This is a genomic window from Thalassospira indica (genome assembly GCF_003403095.1).
In the GTDB taxonomy this organism is placed as follows: domain Bacteria; phylum Pseudomonadota; class Alphaproteobacteria; order Rhodospirillales; family Thalassospiraceae; genus Thalassospira; species Thalassospira indica.
Window position 1 is genome coordinate 1,393,226 of sequence record NZ_CP031555.1, and the last position, 24,834, is coordinate 1,418,059.

General features: G+C 55.6%; 21 protein-coding genes. 14 read left to right on the forward strand and 7 right to left on the reverse strand.

Annotated elements, in window-relative coordinates:
- Nucleotides 1-240: 240 nt before the first annotated feature.
- Complete coding sequence (locus DY252_RS06540; RefSeq protein ID WP_129542692.1) at nt 241-1,917, forward strand: FMN-binding glutamate synthase family protein; 1,677 nt, start codon at nt 241-243, stop codon at nt 1,915-1,917.
- A gap of 63 nt (nt 1,918-1,980) precedes the next feature.
- Here the strand turns inward: DY252_RS06540 and DY252_RS06545 are convergent, their stop codons facing one another.
- From DY252_RS06545 to DY252_RS06555, 3 genes are all read right to left on the reverse strand, one after another.
- Entirely contained in the window at nt 1,981-2,238 is a 258-nt protein-coding gene (locus tag DY252_RS06545; RefSeq protein WP_064789409.1) for a YjhX family toxin, read from the reverse strand.
- Nucleotides 2,239-2,469: 231 nt separating this feature from the next.
- On the reverse strand, nt 2,470-2,946 hold the full coding sequence (locus DY252_RS06550; protein ID WP_064789408.1) for a GNAT family N-acetyltransferase: 477 nt from the start codon (nt 2,944-2,946) through the stop codon (nt 2,470-2,472).
- A gap of 155 nt (nt 2,947-3,101) precedes the next feature.
- Nucleotides 3,102-4,058, reverse strand: a complete 957-nt coding sequence (locus DY252_RS06555; protein WP_064789407.1) for a sensor domain-containing diguanylate cyclase — start codon at nt 4,056-4,058, stop codon at nt 3,102-3,104.
- A gap of 331 nt (nt 4,059-4,389) precedes the next feature.
- On the opposite strand from DY252_RS06555, the gene DY252_RS06560 reads away from it, so the two are divergent.
- Both DY252_RS06560 and DY252_RS06565 read left to right on the forward strand, forming a co-directional pair.
- Nucleotides 4,390-5,097 carry a TIGR00266 family protein gene (locus DY252_RS06560; protein WP_064789406.1) on the forward strand — a complete coding sequence of 236 codons (708 nt, stop codon included), beginning with the start codon at nt 4,390-4,392 and terminating at the stop codon, nt 5,095-5,097.
- A 263-nt stretch (nt 5,098-5,360) separates the two neighbouring features.
- Nucleotides 5,361-6,764, forward strand: coding sequence for an FAD-binding oxidoreductase (locus tag DY252_RS06565; protein WP_044828022.1), 1,404 nt, complete (start codon nt 5,361-5,363; stop codon nt 6,762-6,764).
- Between the two features lie 66 nt (nt 6,765-6,830).
- On the opposite strand, the gene DY252_RS06570 is transcribed toward DY252_RS06565, so the two are convergent.
- Complete coding sequence (locus DY252_RS06570; protein ID WP_064789405.1) at nt 6,831-7,919, reverse strand: lipid A deacylase LpxR family protein; 1,089 nt, start codon at nt 7,917-7,919, stop codon at nt 6,831-6,833.
- A gap of 269 nt (nt 7,920-8,188) precedes the next feature.
- Nucleotides 8,189-9,025, reverse strand: coding sequence for a DUF2189 domain-containing protein (locus tag DY252_RS06575; protein ID WP_064789404.1), 837 nt, complete (start codon nt 9,023-9,025; stop codon nt 8,189-8,191).
- A 90-nt stretch (nt 9,026-9,115) separates the two neighbouring features.
- On the opposite strand from DY252_RS06575, the gene DY252_RS06580 reads away from it, so the two are divergent.
- The 8 genes from DY252_RS06580 (at nt 9,116) to queG (ending at nt 19,592) form a co-directional block, all read left to right on the forward strand.
- Nucleotides 9,116-9,352: a hypothetical protein gene (locus DY252_RS06580; protein ID WP_064789403.1), complete on the forward strand. Its 237-nt coding sequence runs from the start codon at nt 9,116-9,118 to the stop codon at nt 9,350-9,352.
- Nucleotides 9,353-9,486: 134 nt separating this feature from the next.
- A complete protein-coding gene (locus tag DY252_RS06585) occupies nt 9,487-13,065 on the forward strand; it encodes an AsmA family protein (RefSeq protein ID WP_064789402.1) in 3,579 nt (1,192 codons plus the stop codon).
- 170 nt (nt 13,066-13,235) lie between these two features.
- Nucleotides 13,236-14,762, forward strand: coding sequence for an inorganic phosphate transporter (locus tag DY252_RS06590; RefSeq protein ID WP_040822812.1), 1,527 nt, complete (start codon nt 13,236-13,238; stop codon nt 14,760-14,762).
- A gap of 231 nt (nt 14,763-14,993) precedes the next feature.
- Nucleotides 14,994-15,539, forward strand: a complete 546-nt coding sequence (locus DY252_RS06595) for a VUT family protein (protein WP_064789401.1) — start codon at nt 14,994-14,996, stop codon at nt 15,537-15,539.
- Between the two features lie 123 nt (nt 15,540-15,662).
- Entirely contained in the window at nt 15,663-16,715 is a 1,053-nt protein-coding gene (gene queA, locus DY252_RS06600) for a tRNA preQ1(34) S-adenosylmethionine ribosyltransferase-isomerase QueA (protein WP_064789400.1), read from the forward strand.
- Nucleotides 16,716-16,721: 6 nt separating this feature from the next.
- Nucleotides 16,722-17,864, forward strand: a complete 1,143-nt coding sequence (gene tgt, locus DY252_RS06605; RefSeq protein ID WP_064789399.1) for a tRNA guanosine(34) transglycosylase Tgt — start codon at nt 16,722-16,724, stop codon at nt 17,862-17,864.
- A gap of 3 nt (nt 17,865-17,867) precedes the next feature.
- A complete protein-coding gene (gene queF / locus DY252_RS06610) occupies nt 17,868-18,335 on the forward strand; it encodes a preQ(1) synthase (protein WP_064789398.1) in 468 nt (155 codons plus the stop codon).
- A gap of 120 nt (nt 18,336-18,455) precedes the next feature.
- Nucleotides 18,456-19,592, forward strand: coding sequence for a tRNA epoxyqueuosine(34) reductase QueG (gene queG, locus DY252_RS06615; protein ID WP_064789397.1), 1,137 nt, complete (start codon nt 18,456-18,458; stop codon nt 19,590-19,592).
- Between the two features lie 18 nt (nt 19,593-19,610).
- Here the strand turns inward: queG and DY252_RS06620 are convergent, their stop codons facing one another.
- Nucleotides 19,611-20,396 carry a phosphodiesterase gene (locus tag DY252_RS06620; RefSeq protein WP_064789396.1) on the reverse strand — a complete coding sequence of 262 codons (786 nt, stop codon included), beginning with the start codon at nt 20,394-20,396 and terminating at the stop codon, nt 19,611-19,613.
- 75 nt (nt 20,397-20,471) lie between these two features.
- Here DY252_RS06620 and DY252_RS06625 point away from each other — a divergent pair, with 75 nt between their 5' ends.
- Both DY252_RS06625 and asnB read left to right on the forward strand, forming a co-directional pair.
- A complete protein-coding gene (locus DY252_RS06625) occupies nt 20,472-20,744 on the forward strand; it encodes a ribbon-helix-helix domain-containing protein (RefSeq protein ID WP_064789395.1) in 273 nt (90 codons plus the stop codon).
- Between the two features lie 11 nt (nt 20,745-20,755).
- On the forward strand, nt 20,756-22,615 hold the full coding sequence (gene asnB / locus DY252_RS06630; protein ID WP_064789394.1) for an asparagine synthase (glutamine-hydrolyzing): 1,860 nt from the start codon (nt 20,756-20,758) through the stop codon (nt 22,613-22,615).
- Here the strand turns inward: asnB and DY252_RS06635 are convergent.
- Nucleotides 22,583-23,662 (reverse strand): response regulator, encoded by a 1,080-nt coding sequence (locus DY252_RS06635; RefSeq protein WP_064789393.1) that lies wholly within the window; start codon nt 23,660-23,662, stop codon nt 22,583-22,585. The two genes, asnB and DY252_RS06635, sit on opposite strands and share 33 nt — an antisense overlap.
- 279 nt (nt 23,663-23,941) lie before the next feature.
- Between DY252_RS06635 and DY252_RS06640 the strand changes: the two genes are divergently transcribed.
- Nucleotides 23,942-24,817 carry a MurR/RpiR family transcriptional regulator gene (locus tag DY252_RS06640; RefSeq protein WP_064789471.1) on the forward strand — a complete coding sequence of 292 codons (876 nt, stop codon included), beginning with the start codon at nt 23,942-23,944 and terminating at the stop codon, nt 24,815-24,817.
- The last annotated feature ends 17 nt before the right edge of the window (nt 24,818-24,834 follow it).

A 24,834-nucleotide genomic window follows, 5' to 3' on the forward strand; every position in this document is an offset into this window, starting at 1 on the left:
TTCCCTGTTGCAAGGCGGCTTTTTCTTGATGTTGGTTCAAACGTTCCCACATTCAGATCAAATGGGGGGCAATTAGGGTTTAGACCCTGAAATCAACGACATTGCCATTGAGGCCCGTGATCAAATCAACGATGATCATGGATGTTGCTGCTATCTCGGATACGAAGGGTCAGATGCCTCCCCGCACAAGGCGGCTTTTCGTGGATCAGATCGGCCTGAACAGGACAGGAAGAGAGCACCGTGAAATTCTTCATTTTGAACCAGCGCTACTTCGTGATGACGAGTGTTGTGGTTTTGGCTTTGGCCTCTGTGATCTTGGCGACGGCCGTTGATGTCTGGTTCTGGGTGCCTGCGGTCATTTTCGGGTTGCTGGTGCTGGTTGGCATTCACGACCTGTATCAGAACAAGCATTCCATCCTGCGCAACTATCCGATCAGTGCGCATATCCGCTTCATCCTCGAAAGCTTCCGTCCGGAAATCCGTCAGTACCTTCTTGAAAGCGATCAGGATGAAATCCCGTTCAGCCGCCAGGCACGCGGTCTTGTTTATCAGCGCGCCAAGGGTGTCGAAGACAAACGCCCGTTTGGCACGATCGAGGAAGTTTATAAATCCGGCTATTCATGGATCACCCATTCCGTCGCACCCAAGCACATCACCGATACCGATTTTCGGGTGCGCGTCGGCGGTCCGCATTGCAAGCAGCCCTATGATTGCAGCCTCTATAATATCTCAGCCATGAGCTTTGGCGCGCTGTCGGGTAATGCGATCCTCGCACTGAATAAGGGTGCCAAAAAGGGCGGCTTTGCCCATGATACCGGCGAAGGCAGCATTTCACGCTATCACCGCGAAGGGGGTGGTGATCTGATTTATCAGGTGGCGTCTGGCTATTTCGGCGCCCGCAACGAAGACGGCACATTTTCCGAGGAAAAGTTTGCGCAAACGGCCGCTGACCCGCAGGTCAAAATGATCGAGGTGAAGCTGAGCCAGGGTGCAAAACCGGGCCATGGCGGCATGTTGCCCGCAGCCAAAATCACCCCGGAAATTGCCGAGGCCCGCGGTATTCCGATGGGACAGGATTGTGTTTCTCCCGCCGCCCATAGCGTGTTTTCAACCCCGGTTGGTCTGATGGAATTCATCGGCCGCTTACGGGATCTTTCCGGTGGCAAACCGGTCGGGTTCAAGCTGTGCATTGGCCATCGTCGCGAATTCATGTCGATCATCAAGGCAATGCTTAAAACCGGCATCACCCCGGACTTTGTTGTGGTTGATGGCAAGGAAGGTGGCACCGGTGCCGCCCCGGTCGAGTTTGCCAACCATGTCGGCATGCCAATGCAAGAAGGCCTGACATTCGTCCATAATGCGCTGCGCGGGGCCGGTTTACGCGATCAGATCAAAATCGGAGCGGCGGGCAAAATCGTCTCGGCCTTTGATATCGCCCGGACACTGGCGCTTGGCGCGGATTGGGTAAATGCGGCCCGTGGTTTCATGTTTGCGCTGGGCTGTATTCAGGCCCAAAGCTGCCATACAAACTGCTGCCCTGTCGGCATCGCGACGCAGGATAAAATCCGCCAACGCGCCCTTGATCCCGGCGATAAAAGCGAACGTGTCGCGCGCTTCCACAGCAACACCATGCATGCACTGGCCGAAATCACCGGTGCGGCCGGTTTGACTGATCCGCGCAACTTCATGCCCTATCACTTCATGGTGCGCCAGAAAGACAACGAATTCGTCGATGGCAACGAAGCCTATCCATACCTTCCCGAAGGCTTCCTTCTTGCAGAAACCGAAACGCCGGAACTGCATGAATGGCATTCGCGTTGGGAACGCGCATCCCCGGAAACCTTCGCACCCAAGGAAATCCCGGTGGGCCCCTATAAACGTGCAAAGGCGATTGCGGGCGAGAAGGCCGCGCAATAACAACAACGGCCAATTCGGATAAAGCGGACAAAGCCCGGCTGCGATTGCGGCCGGGCTTTGCTGTTAGCGTTGACACAGTTCTGCGCGAACCGCGAGGAGCCCGTCGCGGGTGATGCGGTATGGCGCACCCCCTTGGCTGCGGATCAGGCGGCGTTTGCGCAATTTCTTGAAGACATCAAGTGTGCATGCGGTCAGAAACCATCCGTCGCGGGTGATGCAATCTGCTTCAAGAACATGGTTTTTGTCGTCCTTGATCACTTTGATCAGGCCGCCTTGTGCGAGTGCATGCAGCACGCGCTGTTCATTTTTTGAAATATTCATCGGTCAAAGTCCGAAAACCAGTTGGTAAAACGGTTTCCGATCGGGACGGGCACAACAGTACCGGTCACGCGCACCCGATTTAAGGTCGGGCAGGCGGTCCGATCTGCTGATCAGCGGTCTGGCTTTGAAAGACTCTGGGCTGTCAAACCGCGATCAGCGGCTGTGCCGGGACTCCGACATGAAATCTCCGATTAAGGTTCGGACGCAAAGTTGTCCGATTACGCGCATTTGTCAAGCCGCGCGCTGCATTTCCAGCATGGGAACCTGATGGTCATTGACCGGGCCGGTCACCATGAAGCCGAATTTACGGTAAAACGCCTTGGCGCGTTCGTTGTTCACCGGAACGGTCAGGCGCACATTGCTGCGAACCCCGCGTTCGGCCAGGGCATCAAGGGCGGCAATCATCAACGCCTTGCCCGCACCGCTGCCTTGTGCCGTGGGATCAACAACGATCCAGCGGATTTCAGGGGCATCGTGGATGGCAATGACATAGCCCAGAAGCACATCATCATGGGCCGCGACATAGACAGAATGGTTGTCTGAGCCAATACCAGCGGCGAACGCATCAAGGGCTGCATCGGTCAGGTCGCGCGCAAGTGAAGTGGTTGTCTCGTCCAGTTCTTCAACAAGACAGCAGGCTTCTGTCGCGCGTTCGGAAAGCGCACGCACGTCTGACAGGTCGTCAGCGTTCCCTTGGCGTATTTGCATATCAGGCACTCTAAGTCATTGTTCTTAAGGGTAGGCCCTTTGGGTTCAGTTTCCCCCAAAAAGAATACCGGGAGGTTAATGCCACGCCGCGGCCACCGGTGGGCGTGACAATTTGGTGATGACTTGGTGAGGGCTGAGGAGGGGACCAAAGGCCGTTATTTGCGCCGGCTTTTCTTGTCGCGATACATCTCAAGGTCGGCCACGGCCATCATGTCCTCAAGGCTTTTATCAAGCGGCTCAAAGAAGACCGAGGCACCGGAACTGATTTGCGGTGTTTCGCGGATCGGTGATTTTGATGTCGGCACGGTCAATTTGACCTGATCAAGGGCGTTGCGCAGCCGGGTGATGATGGTTGTCAGATCACCCCGATTGCGCACATAGCCCAGAACGGCGAACTCGTCCCCGCCGATGCGCCCGCAAATATCGACTTCGCGGATGCTTTCGGTAATCGCCTTGCCGACCGCACGAAGTGCTGCGTCGCCGGCGGCGTGGCCGTAATCATCGTTCCAGTGTTTCATGTTATCAAGATCGATAAAGATGATCCCGATATTGTGGTGATAGCGCTTGGCGATGCGGATTTTCTGATGGGCGAGCAATTCAAAGCCAGCGCGATTGTTCATGCCGGTCAGGGGATCGGTCATCGACAGGTTGCGCATGATTTCATACTGCTCATACAGGCGCAGGTCCGCTTCGATCAAATCGCGGAAAACTTCCATCAGTTCCTGAAGCGTGTCGTCATAACCGGTCGGTTTGCGATCAAACACACACAGCGTGCCAAACACCGTCCCGTTCGGCCATAAAAGCGGAATGCCGAGATAGGAGATATAGCCAGCCTCGGTCACCTCAGGGTTATCAGCCCATTCGGGTTTGTTGCTGGCGTCGCGTTCATAAAGCGACAGTTTGGTTTCCACCACCCGGCGGCAATAGACATTGGAATTCAGGGGTTCGGGTTTTCCCGAAACGCGCGGATGCGGATTGTCGGGATTTTGACTGGTCAGTGCGGCGCGATAACCGTATTTTTCATTATATTCAATGACGTAACCCGCCGTCGCACCGAGCAGCTTGGTCATCAGATCAACAACACGTTGCCACTTGTCAAGCGACGCCGTCATGGCCTCGTCCTGAGTGATCCAGTCGACTTTCCTTAGCACGACCATCGCACGTGCCTTTGTCCCCTAGCGATCACAGAGCCTGATCAGCGCTTTGTACATCATAACACAGTACTATAAGGAAGTATAAGAAACTACTTAACAAAATGCTTTCCCATCAACATCTTGAGGGTGGTTTTTCGAACAAGCGTATAAATGGGCCAAACTGTCCGTTTGCGGCTGCACAGCCAGCTTTTGATGTCGTGTTTTTGCCCCTTTTTCTTGCGATTGAACCCGACAGGTTCCAAACTTGTCCGATAAATCCGATCCATTTAGATAAACAGGAGACGCCCGGATGGCAGACGTGATCGATTATACGATCCATGGCGAAGAGATGCAGTTGGTTGAAATCGAACTTGATCCGGGTGAAGGCGTTCGGGCCGAAGCCGGCGCCATGATGTATATGGGCGATGGCATCGCCATGCAGACCGGCACGGGCGGTGGCCTGTTTTCCGGGTTCAAGCGCATGCTGACCGGCGAGGGGTTCTTTATCACAAGCTTTGTCCATGAAGGATCGGGCAAGGGGCATGTTGCCTTTGCCGCCCCCTATCCGGGCAAGGTGGTGCCGCTTGATCTGGCGGAACATGGTGGCGAGATTGTCTGTCAGAAGGATGCGTTTTTGTGCGCGGCATCGGGCATTGATATCGACATCGCTTTTTCCAAGAAACTTGGTGCGGGTCTGTTTGGCGGCGAAGGTTTCATCCTGCAACGCCTGAGCGGTGATGGCATGGCGTTCATGCATGCTGGCGGCACGATCATTCGCAAGGATTTGCAGGCGGGCGAAACGCTTCGGGTTGATACCGGTGCGCTGGTCGCGATGACGCCATCTGTTGATTATTCCATCAAATTTATTGGCGGTTTCACCAACGCGCTCTTTGGGGGTGAGGGGCTGTTTGTCACAACCCTTGAAGGACCAGGCACGGTTTGGCTGCAAAGCCTGCCATTCTCGCGCCTGGCAGATCGTATTGCCGCAGCCCTTCCGCAGGACCGTAATAAGGGCTAACCCCGACCGGCGTTCCGGATGCCGTTTGCCACTAAAAAAGCGTTGTGGGATATCGCCCTTCAATACAGGGGCGGTATCCCCAAATACCTTTTGGGGATACGGCGTGATAATTTTTTGCTGTTTTCCGGCAAAAGGTAATACCAATTTGGCGCATCACGGCGTAGGGTGTCTGCCAAATTTCTGTCCGCTGTTGCCTTCCCCACACTGAAAAAGGCATCCCGGATAAACGCCATCAGGACCACACAGGCCGAAAGAGTAAAATCATGTCAGTTCGTGAGTATGAACGTATCGAAACCCCGGAAAGTCTGATCAGTGCGCTTCGCGAGATGCTTGGTGATCGTCTTTCGACATCCGCATCCGTGCTGGAACAGCATGGCAAGGATGAAAGCTGGCATGAAGCATCCCCGCCTGATGCGGTGGTCTTTGCAAACTCGACCGAGGAAGTTGCAGAAGTGGTCAAGCTTTGTGCTGCCCACGATGTGCCGATCGTGCCGTTTGGCACGGGATCGTCGCTTGAAGGCCATGTTGCGGCCCTGCGGGGTGGTATCTGCATTGATGTGTCGCAGATGAACCAGATCCTTGAGGTCAATAACGAGGATCTTGATTGCCGTGTTCAGGCCGGTGTGACCCGTGAACAGCTTAATGACCATCTGCGCGATACCGGCTTGTTCTTCCCGATTGATCCGGGTGCCAATGCCTCGATCGGTGGGATGACGGCGACCCGTGCGTCGGGCACCAATGCGGTGCGTTACGGCACCATGCGTGAAAACGTGCTGAGCCTGACGGTTGTTACCCCGGATGGCAAAATCATCAAGACTGCCAACCGTGCGCGCAAATCATCGGCGGGCTATGACCTGACCCGGTTGTTTGTCGGCTCCGAAGGCACGCTGGGTGTGATAACCGAAATCGGCCTTAAGCTTTATGGCATCCCCGAAGCCATGTCGGCCGCTGTCTGTGCCTTTCCGACGGTCGAAGATGCGGTCAATACCGTCATCCTGACCATCCAGGCCGGTATTCCGGTTGCGCGTATCGAATTCCTGGATCCGTTGCAGGTCCGCGCGGTCAATAACTATTCCAAGCTCGACCACAAGGAAGCACCGACCCTGTTCTTTGAATTCCATGGAACCGAGGCCGGGGTGAAGGAACAGGCGGAATTCGTGCAATCGGTTGCCGAAGAATTCGGGGCCGAGGAATTCCAGTGGGCCACCCGTCAGGAAGATCGCAACAAGCTGTGGGCGGCACGCCACAAGGCCTATTACGCGTCGCTGCAGCTTGAACCGGGCAAGGCCGGCATGCCGACCGATGTCTGCGTGCCAATTTCGAAACTGGCCGAAGCCATTTCCGAAACCCGTGCCGATTGCGATGCCAGCCCGCTGACCTGCACCATCATTGGTCATGTTGGCGATGGCAACTTCCACACGTTGATCCTGCTTGATCCCGAAGATCCGGCCCAAATGGAAGAAGCCAACCGTTTGCACCGTCGCATGGTCGAACGCGCGCTCAAGCTTGGGGGTACCTGCACTGGTGAGCATGGCATTGGATATGGCAAGCTTGATTTCATGGTGACCGAGCATGGTGAGGACACCATTGCTGTAATGCGTGCCATAAAAACGGCGCTTGATCCCAAAGGTCTGATGAATCCGGGCAAGCTGATCCCGGGTCTTTGATATCATCAGACCAATAGGGGTGTCTGATTGAAAACGGGGCCATTTGGCCCCGTTTTTCGTTTTCGGTCAGAAGCGGAAGGAAAGCGATAGCGACCCGAACTGATCCGCCCCACTTTGGGCGGTGAATTCCGGTGTGCGGTAAACATGGGTGTAGGTCAGGCGCGCCTGGCCAATAATCACCGCCAGACCGATCTGCAGGTCACCAACCCATGGTTCCTTATCGACCGATGCGCTATCGGCAAAGGTATTGCCATCAAGGGTGATGTCGCGCGCGACGTAGCGCCCGGCAAACCCGGCAAAGATATAACCGCTCAGCGGGAAGCCCTCGGTATCGGGCACAAAGAAGTCTGATCCCGGCAAGCTGGGGCGGATGCGCGGCGGGCCATAATCGGCTGGCAGGTCAAAGCCCATCCGGAACATGGTGCCAAGCTCCGCATTGGTGAAGGCATTGCCAAGGGTCACTGCCCCGTGCGGGGTGGCATCAAATTCAACACCGAGAAGATCAGCTTCAAACCAGCCGCGATATTTGTGTTCATAGGTCAGGCCAATGATCGGTTCGTTCTTGATCTGATTGTCCCAGCCTTCGGGGTGGGGGCTGTTGATCTGCTTGTGGACAAAGGACTGCGTCTCATCGGCAAGCGATGCCGGACCGACCACGCCAAGGGTCAGCTCCAGCGTATCAATACGCGAATAGTTGCTGTCTGATCCCTTTTCCCGAAGCCCTGTATCAGACACAAGCCCGGCCGTACCATAAAGCATCCCCGCCCATGGCCGGTCATCGGGCTGATTTTCGGCAACCGTGATGTCATCGGGCGTGTACATGGTCTGACCCAGCGAATAGCTGGTGCGGATACGACCATCAGATGCAAAGAACGGGATTTGCTTTGCAACGTTCAGAAAACTCGCAGGCGCGCTGTCTTCGGGCGAGATGAATGCAAGGCGCACACCATTGGTGTAATGCTGATCGCTGTTGGTGGGCGTAAACAGGTCGTTCTCAACCGAAAGCGACACGCCCCACTTGTCATCCGGCGTACGGGTCGATTGCGGTCCGTCTGCCGTATCGGTTTGCGCAAATGCGCCTGGTGTGCCGACAAGCAGCGCGAACAGGGGGGCAGAGATGGCGATAACGTGGCGAAGCGCACGGGCCTGATGCATGATCAAATGAACTCGTAAATGCAGTTGGTTGCCAGATAGTGATCTGGTGCCGACTGATCTTGGACAATTTATGGCAAGCTTGCCAGTGAAGTTTGCAGGCAGTGAACGATGTCTCACCCTGCTGTTGCCGAGCTAATCGCCACAAAGTTTAAACCACTGATCCCGGTGTTTGTTCCCGCACCATCTGCAATATGGATGAATAATGTCGCCAATGAAAAACGCCGCCCTTGAAAAGGACGGCGTTTGTTGATGGATTTTCCAGTGTACGGTTAGGGAACCTGACGGCGTAGTCGGGCCATCTCGGCCTGACTTTCATCAATGATCCCGCGATAGGCATGCCAGCTTGAGAAGCCCAGAAGCGGCATCGTGATCGCCAGTCCGAACATGAAGACGACCATGCCACAGGCGGAAAGGATGGCAATCACAGCCCCCCAGCCGACCAGGACCTTCCAGTTCTTGCGAAATGCCGAGACACTGATGATGACAGCGGTAATTACATCGACATCGCGATCGACCAGAAGCGGGATCGAGACGACTGATACCGCAAAGGCAATGATGGCAAGAACACCGCCAATCAGGCCACCGGTGATCAGGAAGGTGATCGCATCACGCGAGAAGAAGGTTTCCCAGACCAGAACGTCAAGCGATGGCATGGTGCCGTTGTAAAACAGCGCAAACAGCAACATCGCAATGCGCGTCCAAGCCAAAAAGAACAGCATCAACAGCACGCCAATGGCCCCGATCTGGCCGGGGTTGCGGCGAAAACCATTCAGGCTGTGCCACAGCGTGACGTTCTCGCCCATCTCAAGGCGGCGGCTTGTTTCATAAAGCCCGACAGCCACCAACGGGGCCAACAGCATGAAGCCCGCCGCAAGCGGCAAGGTCAGATAGGGTTGACCGGATCGGAAAATGCTGAGCACGATCAGCCAGCCGGCAATCGTACAAAGCGCGCCATAGGTCAGGCCAATGGCTGGTGTGCGTTTGAAATCGCGCCATCCGGCCTGCAGCCAGGCACCGGATTGGTCGGTGGTGATGGTACGTACAGCGATGCCGCGCTGCCCGGGGTCGACCGCTTTTTCTGGCGTTTCGATTGTTGTATCGGTCATTTTAATCCTCCCTGTCGCGATTGCGTACAACGATCATCCGGTTGGAATGAAAGTCAGGATTGAATTTTTTGTTTTATAAAATGTATCATTTTGAAAGCCGATTTCCACCATCCAATTGATTTTAAACTACGTATTTCGCCGGTTGGTAAATTCGCAAACGGCGTTAAAGGTTTTCTTTCCGTGGATTCCGGTTCTATTTTTAATGTTTCAAAACAGTGCAATATCTGCCGGATGCTTGATCAAAGCGCTGCTTTGACACACATGAAGATGGTGCCGATGGAACACATCGAACGATCCCGGCGTTACGGATGGATCAAGCTTGCCTGAAATTAGCTTTAATCTTTGGCCATTTTCTGTTGCGAGAGTCATCACGAGCCTTATGCTTTCGAACAAGAAATCAAACCTTTGTGGGTCGCGGCCTTTTTGGCGGGGCGACCATGCGATCTAGCGGAGCCTGACTGTTGAAAAAAATCCTTGTCGCAATTGGTGCACTTCTCGTGGTTCTTGTTGCCGCGTTGCTGATCATTCCGTCATTGATCGACTGGAATGGCTATAAGGCCGAGGTCAGCCAGGCTGTTCGCGAGGCGACTGGACGCGAGCTTGATCTTGCGGGCGATCTGTCGATGTCGCTGATCCCGTCACCATCCCTGTCGGCAACGGATGTCAGCCTTGGCAATGTACCGGGCGCACAGGATGCCGAAATGGTGTCGATTGACGAGGTCCGGGTTTCCGTTGCGCTGATGCCGCTTTTGACCGGCAATGTACAGGTGACCGAAGTCAGCCTGATCAATCCGGTGATCGCGATTGAGACCTTTGAAGATGGTTCGAACAATCTGGTATTTGATCCAGCACAGGCCGCACGTTCCGGCCCGGACGCGGGAACAATCAGCACGCCGGGTACGGGTACTGAAAGCGCACCGGCACCAACCGAGAGTGCCGAGGGCACAACGGATACCACTGACAGCACCGATAGTGATTTCGCCAGCACCATTCAGGTCGACCGTCTGGAAATTGAAAACGCGACCATCATCTATCGCGCGCCGGGCTCCGAAGAACGGATTGAAGGCCTTACCCTTGGTATATCGGCAGAGACCCTGAATGGCCCGATGGAGGGTGAAGGGTATGTTTTCTATCGCGGTATTCCGCTGACATTTGCGATGAATGTCGGGCAGATCAGCCAGACTGCACCGTTCCCAGTCAGCCTGAAACTGGGCATTGACGAGGTCGATGGCGGTGTGACCGTTGCCGGGCGTGTCGATCTTTCAACGGATAACCCCGGTTTCGACGGCGAGATTGATGGCAATTTCGATGACCTGCGTGAAGCCGCCCTTCGGATTGCAGGCGACGATGCCGACATTCCCGACATCGCGGCCAAGCCGTTTGATCTTGGCGGGCACATCACGGCCAATGCCAAATCGGTGACGCTCAATGATCTTTCGATCCGGTTTGGTGAAACCCGCGGGTCTGGCGCGATTGCCATTGATCAGGAACCGAACCTCAATGCTGATGTTGCGCTTCGCTTCAATCAGCTTGATCTCGATAGCATCCTTGTTCTGGCCGATATGGGCAATACAGGCGCATCACCTGCGTCCGGTGACGCCAACAGCGCGCCAGAAGCATCAAGCGACGCGGCAGGTGGCGCACAGTCGATCCCGTCGCAAAGCTCGGTCAAGAAAAACGGTGCTGCCAATGCACCGGCGATCCCGGCGGATCTGAAGGCGTCGATTGATTTCGAAGTTGAAACCCTGATCTACAATCAGACACCGGTCCATAATGCCCGGATCAATGCAGCAATCGCCAATAGCAAGATCACGCTGAACGAAGTCTCTGCCGGTCTTCCCGGCGGGACAGATGTATCTGTCTTTGGCAGTATTTCCGGCACTACGCCGGACTTGAGTGCCGCACTTAGCTATGAAGTGGCGTCCGAAAACATTCGTGCGGTCATGCGTTGGTTGGGTGTTGATGTCGACGGCATTCGTGCTGATCGTCTTCGCCGGTTCTCCTTGACCGGCGGCATCAAGGGTACGTCCGAACAACTCAATATTTCCGATCTTGATCTGCGGGTCGATGATACCGCCATTCGCGGGGCTGTTGTTGCCAATCTCGGCGGATCGGGCCTGCCTGCCTTGGGTATTGGTCTGAAGCTCGACCGGATCAACCTTGATCAATATATCGCAGCTGCGCCGGATGCGGACGTTTCCGTCTCTACGACTTCTGAGGCGGGCGGGACTGCATCGTCCGGTACTGCATCATCTTCATCGGATGCGGGCAATGCTTCTGCTGCCAAGCAGGATATGGTCAAGATCATCAAGGATGCGCTGGCCCCCCTTGAAGGCATGGCCGCCAATTACCGACTGGCCGCCGATGAGATCATCTCCTCTGGCGTATCGGTACGTGGCATTTCAATTGATGGCAGCCTCAATGGTCCGAATATTACCCTGACCAATTTTGCGGTTGCCGATGCAGCAGGCCTTGCCGCCAGTGCAAAGGGCGCATTCAACGGTTCGGCCGATGTGCCGGCGTTTGATAATTTGTCCGTGCGTATCACGGCCAAAACGCTGGAGCCGCTGGCAAAGCTGACTGGTATTACCCTTCCGGCACCGGCAAGCAGTTACAAGAGTGTTCAGGCAAATCTGGATCTGAATGGCCCGGTTACCGGACCGACGGTTGCACTTGATGTGTCCAACCCGCTTTTGCAAGTTGCTCTTGATGGCGTTGTCTCGGAAATGCTCGGCAGTAATCCCGGCATTGATGGCAAGCTTGCCGTGCAGGCATCCAGCCTGAACCGTGCGCTGGAGCTTTTGGCACCAACCTACACGCCATCGGGCAATCTCGGCCGACTGGCGGTTTCGGGCACTGTGAAGGGCAATGCGCAGAATGTCGCCGTCGACGGCCTGAAGCTTATCCTCGGCGCATTTGAAACGTCGGGTAACGTGCGCTTTGATGGTTCACAGGCACAGCCCAAGCTTTCTGTCGCACTTTCCGGTGGCAAGCTTGTGGTAGATCCGTTCCTGCCAGCAGACAAGCGGGCAAGCCTGATGCCCGGTATGGGCAGTGGCCCGCGCAAGGCGGCATTCAATCTGCCGAAAACCACGATGGTTACCCGCGTTGATGCCCGCGACGGCACGCCGTGGGATGACACCGTGATTGATGTTTCGGCCCTTCGTTCGATTGATGCTGATATTGCGGTTGCCCTGGATCAGCTTGATTTCGATACCTATAGCCTGATCAATCCGGACCTGAAGGCAACGTTGGTTAACGGGCTTCTCAGCATTCCGAGCTTTACCGGGCTTCTGGGGCAGGGTGACCTTGCGATTAACGGCACCTTTGATGCACGTAATACTGATGTGCCCAAACTGGCCCTTGCTGGTCGTTTGGACAGTGCGCGGATCGAAAGCCTTGTGCCGATCCGGGTGGCAAGTGACACCATCCTTGGCGGACTGGGGCTGACATTTGATGCCAATGCGCAGGGTAATACATCCCGCCGTCTGGTATCGGCCCTGAACGGTACGGCCAATCTGGTTCTGAACAATGTGCGGTTCAGTAATGCCGACAAACGGTCGCCGGATCCGCGCCTGAATATCGAAGCACTGCTTCGTCAGGGCCCGCAGGCCATGGTGGTTGAAGGTGTTGGCAACAACGATCTTATGCAATCGCTTGAAGCGGACATGACCATCACCAACGGCATTGCCAAAACCACCCGTGTCGAAGCACTGTCGCGGGTCGGCACTGCGGATGCGGATGCGACCCTTGATTTGCCGCGTTGGGTGATGGATACGCAGGCTGATTTCGATTTCTCTGAAAAGATCGAAGAATTGCCGCCGTTCAGCGTCTATGCCAAAGGCAAGATCGACGATCCGGTCATCACCGGGCGCATGGACAAGGTTGCGGTTCGGGTTCTCGACAACCTGATCGACAAGGCGCTGGGTGGCAGCGGATCAAGTAACGATTCATCGGGAACGGGTGGTTCTGGTGGCGGCTCTGCCGAGGATGCGGCCAAAGGCCTGCTGAAGGGGCTTTTGAACCAGTTCGGTCGCTGATATCAAATCCCTTGAAAATGTTGGAAAACGGCCCCGTTTTGTGGGGCCGTTTTTCTTTGTCTTCAACGGCTTGACCGAAGGTCGTCATAAAACAGCAAAAAAACCTTAACAAAGAGGTCCGGCTTCGACATGATCCGCCCGTCGATTCCCTTTGATGGTAACGGTTGATTATGTCGGTAAAGAAAACTGCTCTGGATAAGGATCTCAAGTGGCAAAAACGCATGGATGCGGGGCTGGGTGAAACAGCATCGATCAGTGCGAAGCTTGGTCTGGCACTTGTCTTCCTGCTTGCCTGTAGTGCGTTTGTCGCCTTTCACATGGGCGGACTGCCGCAAAGTGGCTTCCTGATCGCCGCCGCCGTTATCGGTGGTTATATGGCGCTGAATATCGGGGCCAACGACGTTGCCAACAATGTTGGTCCGGCGGTGGGTTCCAAGGCGCTGACCATGGTTGGCGCCCTTTTGATTGCGGCCATCTTCGAGGCCGCTGGTGCGATCATTGCCGGTGGCGATGTTGTCGGCACGATCAAGAACGGCATTATCGATCCCACCCAGATGCCCGATGCCCAAACCTTTGTCTGGGCGATGATGGCAGCCCTTTTGGCCGCAGCCCTTTGGCTGAACCTGGCCACCTGGTTTGGCGCGCCGGTATCAACCACGCATTCGATTGTTGGTGGTGTCATGGGAGCTGGTATGGCCGCGGTTGGCATTGGGGCGGTGAACTGGCCGACCATGGGCACAATCGCCGCAAGCTGGGTGATCTCGCCGGTTCTGGGTGGTTTGATTGCTGCCGGGTTCCTGGCCTTTATCAAATTCCGCATTCTTTACACCGAAGACCGCGTGACTGCTGCGCGCAAATGGGTTCCGATCTTGGTCGGTGTCATGGTCTCGGCCTTCACGATGTATCTGATGATGAAGGGTGTGAAGAAAATCTGGAAGGCCGAAACACCGGTTGTGATCGCCATTGGTGTTGCCGCGTTCTTCCTGACCGTGATCCCGGTTCGCAAGGCCGTCTTCCGTGCTTCGGCCAGCATGACCGGCCGTCGCAAGGAAATCGCATCGCTGTTTCGCATTCCGCTTGTCGTCTCAGCAGCCTTGCTGTCATTCGCGCATGGCTCGAACGATGTTGCCAACGCGATTGGTCCGCTGGCCGCCATTGTTTCCGGAGTTGATAGCGGTCAGATCGTGACCTCGGCCCCGATCCCGATCTGGGTGATGGTCATCGGCGCGCTTGGTATTTCTGCTGGCCTGATCCTGTTTGGTCCTAAACTGATCAAGACGGTTGGATCAAAGATCACCAAGCTTGATCCGATCCGTGCCTATACGGTTGCATTGTCGGCGGCCCTTACCGTGATTGTCGCATCTGCACTGGGCCTTCCGGTGAGTTCGACGCACATTGCGGTTGGTGCCGTGTTCGGGGTTGGTTTCCTGCGTGAAAGCCTGTCGCATCGTCGTCGCAAGGTCGCATCGCCGATGTTGGTGGATCGTCCTGAAAACGAACAGGGCGATGAACATATCGAAGCACTTCGCCAGATTGACCCGAGTGAGGCCGAAAAGGCCGAGAAGAAAATGCGCAAGCGTCTTCTGGTGCGCCGTCGTTATGCGGTGACGATTGCAACCGCCTGGGTGGTGACGGTTCCGGCCGGTGCCTTCCTCGGAGCGCTTCTGTTCTTCACCATTCGCGGCATCATGCTGTAACTTAAAACGAATATGGTTTCGCGGCGCGGCGCCCCATTTTCCCCGGGGCGACTTGCAGCGATCTGCAGCGGCGATCAGGTTTTCCTGATCGCCGTTTTTCCTTGACCGGGCTTTGGTCTGCGCGTAAACAGCCGCACCAAAGTTACACAGAATCCGTTCGTGATCGTCGCCCAGTATGGTGGGCCGCGAGTTTTGTTATGCGTGGGTTCATTTGATGAGAAGGGCTAAGAGATGAAAGCGATCATTTTCGGTGTCCTCGCCATGGCGGTGACCGTTGTCGCATCGAACATTCTGGTCGCATACCCGCTGCCCGGCGTTCTGGCGGACTGGCTGACCTATGGTGCCTTTACCTATCCGGTCGCTTTCCTTGTTACCGACCTGACCAACCGTGCACGTGGTGCGGCGGCGGCACGGGTTGTTGTGCTGGCCGGTTTTGCGCTGGCGGTTGTTCTTTCCTTGATCGTTGCGGATACGCGCATTGCCATCGCATCGGGTTCGGCTTTTCTGATTGCCCAGATGCTGGATGTCACCGTGTTTGACAAACTGCGCCGTGCAAGCTGGTGGAAAGCCCCGCTGATTTCGTCGGGCATTGGCTCGGCGGTTGATACCGCTCTGTTCTTCTCGATTGCGTTTGCCGGTACCGGTCTTCCATGGGATACGTGGGCGATGGGTGATTTCGCAGCCAAGATGATCATGGCGTTGACGTGTCTGGCACCGTTCCGCCTTCTGATGACCGTGGTTACCCCGCGCGCCGATGCGCAACCAGTCCGGGGCTAAGACCGGCCTGATGCATGGCCGGGGCGGTTCAGATATGCTGACCGTGGCCTTGTGATTTATTGCGAAGGGGCGCATAAGACGCCCCTTCATTTGTTTTTTAATTGAGCGGAATTTCCCTGATCCATGAAAGTCGATCTGTTCGATTTTGAATTGCCGCGCGAACGCATTGCCGAACATCCGGCCAATCCGCGCGATGCGGCCCGTATGCTTGATTTGTCAGGCGAAGGAATGCAGGACCGCATCGTGCGCGAATTGCCCGATATTTTGCGTCCCGGTGATCTGCTGATATCCAATGATACGCGTGTGATCCCGGCCCGCCTGTTTGGCAAACGTGGGGATGCCAAGGTTGAAGTTACCCTGCATAAACAGGAAGGCCTTGGCACCTGGGTGGCATTTGCAAAGCCGGCCAAGAAGCTGCGCATCGGGGAAACCTTCAAGGTCAATGAAGAATTCGAAGCCGAAGTTCTTGCCAAGAAGGACGGCGGCGAAGTGACCTTGCGCTTTAACAAGTCCGGTGCTGACCTGATTGCGGCCCTCGAGAAATACGGCGTTATGCCGCTGCCGCCCTATATCCGGCGTGACGCCGGTGGCGATGATCAGGACAAATCCGATTATCAGACCATCTTTGCGCAAAAGGATGGCGCGGTCGCAGCCCCGACCGCGGGTTTGCATTTCACCCCGGAACTTCTGGCCAATCTGGATGCGCGCGGGATCAATCGCCGCACGATTACGCTGCATGTCGGGGCGGGCACGTTTCTGCCGGTCAAGGTGGATGACACCGATGACCACAAGATGCATGCCGAATGGGGGTCGATCAGCAAGGAAATCGCCGATCTGATCAACGAAACCCGTGCCAATGGCGGACGTGTGGTTGCGGTCGGCACGACGTCGCTGCGACTGCTTGAAAGTGCGGCGCGCGAAGACGGGGTGGTTGAACCGTTCGAGGCAGAGACCGACATCTTTATCACGCCGGGCTATAAATTCCGCGCGGTGGACATGCTTCTGACCAATTTCCACCTGCCGCGTTCGACGCTGTTTATGCTGGTCTCGGCCTTTGCGGGGTTTGACCGGATGAAGGCGGCCTATAACCACGCCATCGAAAACGAATACCGTTTTTATTCCTATGGCGATTGCAGCCTGCTTGAATGCGCCAACAAAATTGATGCACGGACATAAGAACCGATGACCGAATTTCGTTATGAATTGCTTGCCCAAGATGGCAAGGCCCGTCTGGGGCGCATCCACACCGCGCACGGCGTCATTGATACGCCGACTTTCATGCCGGTGGGGACGGCCGCCACGGTTAAGGGCATGTTGCCGGAAAACGTTGCCGACACGGGTGCGCAGATCCTTTTGGGCAATACGTACCATTTGATGCTGCGTCCGGGTGCAGAACGCATTGCGCGTCTGGGTGGTCTGCACAAATTCATGAACTGGGACAAGCCGATCCTGACCGACAGTGGCGGGTATCAGGTCATGTCGCTGGCGAAGTTGCGCAAGATCACAGAAGAAGGTGTGACGTTTAAAAGCCATATCGATGGCCGCAAGTTCAACCTGACACCCGAACGTTCGATGGAAATCCAGCATCTGCTGGGTTCGACCATCACCATGGCGTTCGATGAATGCACCCCATTCCCGGCAACCGAACAGCAAGCGCGCGAAAGCATGCAGATGTCGATGCGCTGGGCGAAACGGTCCAAGGATGCGTTTGTTAACCGCGAAGGCTACGCGCTTTATGGCATTCAGCAGGGTAGCGTGTTTGAAAACCTGCGGCGTGAAAGCTCCGAAAAGCTGGCTGAACTTGACCTGCCGGGCCACTCGGTTGGTGGTCTTGCGGTTGGCGAAGGCCAGCAGATCATGTTTGATACGCTTGATTTCTGCGTTGATATGCTGCCGACCAACAAGCCGCGCTATCTGATGGGGGTTGGCAAGTCGTCCGATCTTGTCGGGGCCGTGATGCGCGGGATTGACCAATTTGACTGCGTGCTGCCGACCCGGTCCGGGCGCAATGCACAGGCCTTTACCCATCGCGGGACGCTGAACCTTAAGAACGGTCGTCATCGTGATGATGATCGTCCGCTGGATGATCAATGTGGTTGCCCGGCTTGCACGAAATATTCGCGGGCTTATTTGCATCACCTGATCAAGGCGGGGGAAATCCTCGGCGCGGTTCTGCTGACCTGGCACAACCTTGCCTATTATCAGGATCTGATGCGTGGCATGCGCGAAGCGATTGCCGAAGGCGGCATGGACGCCTTCGCGCGCGATTTCCATGCCGGACAGGAAGGCGGGGATATTGATCCCGTGCCGATTATCGAGGACTAAGCCATGGCTGATCAAACCATCTACGACAACCTGACCATGCTGGGCGGCGACACCAAGCAGCCTGCATCGCCAGACGAAGCGGTTCTGGAACGGGTACAAAACCCGCAGGCCGGAACCGATTACTGTGTGCGCTTTGTTGCACCGGAATTCACATCCCTTTGCCCGATCACCGGTCAGCCGGATTTTGCCCATCTGGTGATCGATTATGTGCCCGGTGACTGGCTGGTCGAAAGCAAGTCGCTGAAGCTTTTCCTGACGTCTTTCCGCAACCATGGATCTTTCCATGAAGATTGCACGATCAAGGTCGGTAAGCGCATTGTCGAAACCCTTGATCCGAAGTGGCTGCGTGTTGGGGGGTATTGGTATCCGCGCGGTGGCATTCCGATTGATGTGTTCTATCAGACCGGTCCGGCACCCGAAGGTGTCTGGATCCCCGAACAGGGCGTGGCCCCTTATCGCGGGCGCGGCTAGAAACTGCGTTTATGAGTTTGTTAAAAAGGCCGCAGCATCATGTTGCGGCCTTTTGCGTTATGATCGTAAGGCGATATAACGCGCCGAAGAATAAACAGGCCGAATGAATGCACTGATGCCATGACCACCAATACGCGCCAAAATATCACGTTTGAAATGCTTCAGGCCAAAGCCCGTGAAATCGGCTTTGATGTCTGTGGAGTGGCGCGTCCGAAAATTGATGCGCGCAATCAGCAACGTCTTGATGAATTTGTCGCGGGTGGTGAATACGGCTCCATGGCGTGGATGAATGATCCTGAACGCCTGCCGCGTCGGCGCGATCCGGAAATGCTGTGGCCTGATGTCAAATCGGTGATTGTCCTTGGCAGTAATTATGGCCCGGCGGAAAATCCGATGGCATTGCTGGATCATCCGGATCGGGCGATGATTTCGGTTTACGCCAAGAACAAGGATTATCACGACCTGATCAAAAAACGCCTGAAGCAGCTCGCCCGCTGGGTTGTTGAACAGTCGGGGGGGGCGGAACAGGTCAAGGTTTTCGTCGATACCGCCCCGGTTCTGGAAAAGCCGTTGGGGCAGGCATCGGGAATTGGCTGGCAGGGAAAGCACACCAATCTTGTGTCGCGCGAATTTGGCAGTTGGCTGTTTCTGGGCGAGATTTTTACAACCCTTGAACTGCCCGAAGCCGAGCCGGAAATCGATCATTGCGGATCGTGCACCAAATGCCTGTCGGCCTGTCCGACTGATGCCTTTCCGGCACCCTACAAGCTTGATGCGCGTAAATGCATTTCGTATCTGACGATTGAACATGACGGGCCAATCCCGCTGGAATTCCGTAAACCGATGGGCAATCGCATTTATGGCTGTGATGACTGTCTGGCGGTTTGCCCGTGGAACAAGTTTGCCACCCGGACGGAAGAGTTGGCCTTTATCCCGCGCGTCGAACTGACGGCACCACGATTGGCCGATTTTCTTGATCTGGATGACGCAGGGTTTCGGGCGTTCTTTACCGGATCGCCGATCAAGCGGATTGGTCGGGCGAAGTTCCTGCGCAATGTTCTGATTGCGGCCGGCAATAGCAAGGCACCGCGCCTGATCCCGCGCATTGAAAATCTGTTGTCAGATGAAAGTGCGCTGATCCGGGCCAGTGCGATCTGGGCCCTGTCGCAACTGATGAGTGCTGCTGAATTTGCCAGCCTCAAGGACATTCACGCGAAAATCGAGAGCGATCCGGTTGTTTTGGCGGAATGGGATTAGGTCAGTAACGCCGTCTGATCACAATTGCATATCGAACTTCACGAAATTGAAGTGATAGCGAAGCCCGCCCTTGGCATCGGCAAAGGCAATGCCATAGCCCGGCCCAAGCGGGTTGGGGTCCTGAAGTTCTTCCTCTTTCTCATGGCGGAAATCAAGTGGTTCGCCCGACTGGGTGCTGTTGGCCAAAACAAACGGTACGCCCAGCCACGAGCCCGTTGCCGGGCGATGCAGATGACCAAAGAACAGATGCTTGATCTGCTGGTTGCTTGATACGATTTCACCAAGTGCGTCTTCGGCACCCAGGCGGATGGTGTCCATGAAAGGCAGGCCCATTGCCATTGGCGGATGATGCATGAACAGGAAGGTTGGCGTGTCCCGATGTGCGGTCAGTTCATCGCGCAGCCAGTCAAGGCGTTGGGCGCACAGTGTACCGTGGTGATGGCCGGGCACGACGCTGTCCATCATCACAAAACGCACGCCGTTGAAAGTTTGCCCGAAATTGACAAAGCCATGGGTGTCGGTTTCGGTCGTGGGGAAGGCATCACAAAATGCTTCGCGGATGTCGTGATTGCCCGGAATAATCAGATAGGGAATGGCAAGATCAGACAAAATATCGACAGCATTTTCATATTGTTCTGGCGTGCCGCGGTGGGTGATGTCACCGGTGATGATGCAGATTTCCGCGTCGTTGTGATAGGTGTTTACCTCGTCAATGACCTTGCGGAGCGTCGCGGCCGCATCGGGTAGGCGCGACACATCATTTCGTGCCAGAATATGAAGGTCGGAAAGATGTATGAATTTCATGTCGATGCCCTATCATGGCGGAAAGCTTTTGAAATCATGGTCGTTTTTGCGCCGGAATTAAAGATTTAAACACCGATGGAAGATGCCGTTCGTAAAAGATCAGTGACAATTGCCGGGCACCGGACCAGTTTTTCGCTTGAAGATGCCTTCTGGGAAGAGCTGGTCGGCATTGCACAGCGTCGCGCCATGACACTGGCTGAACTGGTTGTCGAAATCGATACCGACCGCGAAGGCAACTTGTCGAGTGCGCTCCGCCTTTATGTTTTGCGCGACCTGCAAAATCGGTTGGCAGGTCGCGCGGGCGAAGTTGAACCGTCCGATCCTGAAAGCCTTAGCGACCAGAATTAAGCAGGGCATCCATGTGTGGCATCGCGGGCTCAACCCAACCAGACGATCACCGTGCCGTGGATGCGATGCTCCAACGTCTTGCACATCGGGGGCCGGACGGCTCGGGTGTCTGGTCTGACCCAACTGGAAAGATCGCCCTTGGATGCGTACGCCTTGCCACTACCGATCTGACGGGGCAGGCCAACCAACCGCTTGCGAGCACGGACGGGCGATTTGTTCTGGTTTTCAACGGTTATATCGCGGGACATCGGCGCAGGATGCAGGCGGCAACCCGCGACGGTCTGTCATTCCAAACCCGGAATGATGCGGAACTTGTTCTGCAATTGATGTCCAACGCAATTCGGCAGGGAAGTGATCCTGCACAGGTACTCCAAACCTTGTCGGGGCAATACGCGATTGCATTATGGGATGTGGCGCAATCCTGCCTGTGGCTGGCGCGTGATCCGCTGGGCATCAAACCGCTCTATGTTTTGAGCCGTCCAGGCGGTCACATTGCCTTTGCGTCAGAGATATCTGCGTTTTCTGCAATTTCTCCGCTGGTGTGTGATGAGAGAGTCAAATCGACATATCTTGCCCATCTGTTTGTGCCTGCACCGAACACCGGGAAAGAGGCCATAAAACTTCTTTCACCCGGTACGCTCATGCGCTGGCAGGCGGGCGAGGTTTCCACAGGCCACATCGCGCACACGGCATCTCGGGTCGACAAGGCTTCGCAGATGCCGACGCCTGGCGACCTGTTGTCTGCTGTTCGTCAATCGGTTGCCGACGCGATGGATGCGGATTGTTCGGTCGGCTGTCTCGTTTCGGGTGGCCTGGATAGTGCGGGTGTCGCGGCATTGGCGTGCGATATTGCGCGCGAACGCGGACAAATTGCCCCCAGGGCGTTTGTGATGGGGTTTGATGATCCGGCTCTTGATGAAGCGGAAGCAGCGCAAAAACTCTGTCGGCTTCTCGGGCAAGAACTGCATGTCGTTGCTGCCCCGACGCAGCCAGAGGACATCTATCAGGAGCTTGTGGCGGCCTTGAAAAGTGTCGGCGGGCCCTTTGCCAATCCGTCGATTGTCCTGATGCGATGCCTTTCAAAAGCGGTGAGCCGGGATGTCAAAGTTTGTCTGTCTGGCGACGGTGGGGATGAGTTGTTTGGCGGCTATCCGCGATATCGGGCCGCACAGCTTTACGAGACATATTGGTGCCATGTGCCAAGACCGGTTCGGCGACTGACGGCAAAGCTGTATGGCGCAGGCAAGCGACGGGAAATTCATCGCTTTCTTGCGGGCGGATCAGGGGCGCGCAGCCACGCCTTCGCCGTCTGGAACAACCGTTGTGTGATACCCGAATGCGATGCCAGGATTGTGCAGCATCCTGATTTAGACGGCGGCCTGACAGACGCGATGATGCATTTTGATCGTGATGTGACGCTTCCGGGCAATCAGCTTTTGATGTCGGATCGTTGCGGGATGGGCCATGGGCTTGAATATCGCTTGCCGCTTTTGGGGCACGATGTTGTGCGCATCGCGGCGTCAGTTACCGCGAAACAACACCTGAAACATGGTCCAAAATCCCTGTGGCGTCAGGCAATCACCCCCTATCTGCCAGCGGGGCATGTTCAAAACCACAAAATTGGGTTTAATCCGCCTGTCGCAACGTGGCTTTTGGGTGTTGCCCGATATCTGTGGGGAGATGAGAACCGAATTCTTGACGCGATCTTCGCTGATGTCGCCATTACGCAGGGTCACAAGACGGCGTATTGGAAGCGCGCCGTTTCGGGCAAAGATCTGGATATGGCGCTCAGTATCTGGGCGCTGATGGTCTGGCAAATCTGGCTTGAACTGGATGGATCAGATATGGGGCGTGCTGCTGATACTGCGTGATCTGCGATACAGATTGAGCGCAGTCAGGGCCGTCGGGGCCAGTTGCACCACTTGGCGCGAGAGTGACAGCAAGCGGTCTTCATCCGGATCATTGTCTTCGAATACGGATTGGGTGGTTTCGCAAAGTTCGGAAAGCTGGCGCAATCCAAAGGTCCCGGATGTGCTTTTAAGCGCATGAACTTCGTTGCGCACCGTGGTCATGTCATCCTCTGACAGGGCCTTGTCGATCTTGACCAGACGGGATTCCGTTTCATTGATGAAGATCTCGATGCCGCATCCCGCACCCTCGTCCCCGGCATCGGTGTAAAGTTGTTCAAGAATACGAACATCAAGAACCGGGCTGGTCAGGGATTCCGGGCGGTAAGCGCGACCAATCCGTGCCCCCTTGCTGCGTTTTTGGGCTGCATTTGGGGTCCCCGAAGTCCCGCTGCGCCGGATAATCAGTTCCTGCATGGTTTCGATCAGTTTTTGGCGCTGAATGGGTTTGTTGATAAAATCATCAACACCGGATTGGCGGGCAATGACATTCCAGTCACGCGACTGATGTGCGGACAAGGCAATGATCGGCGTGCGCGAAACCGGTCCGCTCATATGGCGGATGCGGCGGGTGGTGTGCAGCCCGTCCATATCAGGCATTTCGACATCCATCAGGATCAGGTCGGCATTCACCCCGCGCTTGAGCATGTTCAGCACCGTCTGGCCATTGCTGGCCTCGACAATGCCATATCCCTCGGCCTGCAGGATACGGCGCGCCACCATGCGGTTGCTTTCGCTGTCATCGGCAATGATGACGGTGCCGATTTTGGCATCATTGGCAGAGCTGGCTGTTTCAGGGCGTTCGGACTGCGGGACTTGCGGCTTGACGAAGCACACTGAAATCATGCCGCCATCGGCAAGCTCTGTCTCATTGAAGATCAGGTCTTCCTCGGCAATTCCGGAGATCAATTGTTCCCACGCCGGATTGGCAAAGACAATCCGTTCGTCTGCATCAAACAGCGCAATGCCTGTCTGTGCCTGATTAAGGGCCTCGATGATCTGTGTTTCCATTGGACATCGACCGATTCGGTGCCCCGGTTTCCACCAAAGGGCACATTTGAATTTCCCGTATGAAACGCAAAGGTTTCATCTGTGAGTCCAGTTATTTTTACAGTTTTTTCTAATAAGTCCATGTTTTTTAGGCGTCACACCGAATGTTCCCGGCCCAGAGATGAAACAGGGAGACGAAACAGATGTTTCGTGTGATATAATTTTTGAAACATGTGTTGTGTGTTGCGGCTGCCTGTGGCGTAATCTTGGTCTTCCTGACAGGGCATGGATATTCGGGTGATGGGTTTGCAAACTGATCTGCGTGAAAAGCTGATTTCGGACTACGCAAAGCTTAGTCCGCAAATGCAAAAGGCTGCGCGCTATATCCTGGATCATCCAAATGATGTCGCTCTGCGTTCCATGCGGGCACTGGCCCGTGCCGCAGATGTGCCGCCAAGTACGGTCACTCGGTTGATGACTGCGATTGGCGTCGAAACCTGGCAGGATTTCCGCGACCATTATCAAAGCCGATTGCTTGACCAGCCCGCAAGCTACGCTCGGCGCGCGCGCGAAACGCAAAAGACCGATAACGATGTCGACCGGGACCAACATCTTCTTGAAAGCATTTGCCGCACCGAAATCGACAATATCAGCGCAGCTTATTCTTCGGATCTTGTGTCACGCATGATTGCTGCCTGCGAGGCGATTGAAAACGCCCGTCAGGTCTTCATCGTCGGGCGGGGGGCGGCATACCCGGCCGCGTTCCAGTTTGCCTATGCCTATCGGCTGTTTTGCGACAATGGCGTTCTGGTCGATGGCCATTCAGGCACCTTTGGCGATGAACTGCGCGGTATCGGGCGACGTGACATCATGATTGCTGTCGGGGCAAAACCCTATATCCGCGATACGGTGCGTGCGGTTGAGTTTGCCCGCTCCCAGCATTGCCCGGTCATTGCCGTGACAGACTCTGATGTTTCACCGCTTGCGATGGATGCGCATTGCAAGCTTGTGGTGCGCGACATCTCGCAGTCGTTTTTCCAAAGTTTTACCGCCGCCCTTTCCGTGATGCAGGCACTTGTTGCCCTGCTGGTCGCGCGGGGCGGCCCCAAGGCTCTGCAACGGATTGCCGCTGCAGAAGAACAACTCGCTGTCTTTGATACATATCTCGAAGACTAGGCACTTTACGGAACGTC